We start from the raw sequence: 1049 nt of genomic DNA on the forward strand, positions 1-1049 counted from the left end.
CAGCACCAGCAACAGCAGCAGTACGGCTACCCGCAGCAGGGCCGGCAGCCCGTGCAGCGGCCGGTCCAGCGGCCGGTGCAGCGTCCCGTCCAGCAGCCGCCGCAGCACTACGCGCCCCCGCCGCAGCAGCCGCCGGCCGCGCCGCGGGAGCGCCGCGGGAGCGCCAACCCGGTCCGCATCCCGGGGCTGGGCTGCCTCAAGGGCTGCCTGATCGTGGTCGTGGTCTTCTTCGTGGCGGGCTGGATGGTCTGGGAGCTCTCGCCGCTCCAGGAGTGGATCGGCACCACCAAGGGCTGGTGGGACCAGCTGACCACCTGGATCGGCGACATCTCCGACTGGGTCACCAGCATCGGCGACACCGCCCAGGACGTGCAGAACTCGGTCGAGGACGTGAAGGACTCGGTGCCGACCGAGGTGCCGTAGGGCGGAGCCGCCGTGCGGTGGCGCGGCGGCGCGCCACCGCGGCGGCGGGTGAATTCGCCGGCTGTTGTGGGGGAGGGCCCCGTGGGCGCGTAGGTTTGGGCCAACACGCGTTCACAGGAGCTCTCTTGGCACGGAAGATCGGCAGCCGGTACACCGCCCACCAGATCCTCGGACGGGGCAGCGCCGGCACGGTGTGGCTCGGCGAGGGTCCCGACGGGCCCGTGGCGGTCAAGCTGCTGCGCGAGGACCTGTCCTCCGACGAGGAGCTGGTCGGCCGGTTCGTCGGCGAGCGCACCGCGCTGCTCGGACTGGAGCACCCCCGGATCGTCTCGGTGCGCGACCTGGTGGTCGACGGCAACGACCTCGCCCTCGTGATGGACCTGGTGCGCGGCACCGACCTGCGCACCCGGCTGGAGCGCGAGCGCCGCCTGGCGCCCGAGGCGGCGGTCGCCGTCGTCGCCGACGTGGCGGACGCGCTGGCGGCCGCGCACGCCGCCGGGGTGGTGCACCGGGACGTCAAGCCGGAGAACGTCCTCCTCGACATGGACGGCCCGCTCGGCCCCGGCAACGCGCATCCGGCGCTGCTCACCGACTTCGGCGTCGCCAAGCTGATCGACGCCCCGCGG

At 74.0% G+C, this 1049-nt stretch carries 1 protein-coding gene and 1 pseudogene; both read left to right on the plus strand.

Features of this window, described 5'->3' with window-relative positions:
• A pseudogene (locus HW445_RS32340) lies at positions 1-423 on the plus strand (hypothetical protein); the annotation flags it as partial.
• A 125-nt stretch (positions 424-548) separates the two neighbouring features.
• The coding region (locus HW445_RS32345) for a protein kinase (protein WP_180224303.1) at positions 549-1049 on the plus strand (501 nt) is incomplete at its 3' end.

Origin of the sequence: Streptomyces sp. UH6, from assembly GCF_013421635.1 — a bacterium.
GTDB classification, from domain to species: Bacteria; Actinomycetota; Actinomycetes; order Streptomycetales; family Streptomycetaceae; genus Streptomyces; species Streptomyces abyssomicinicus.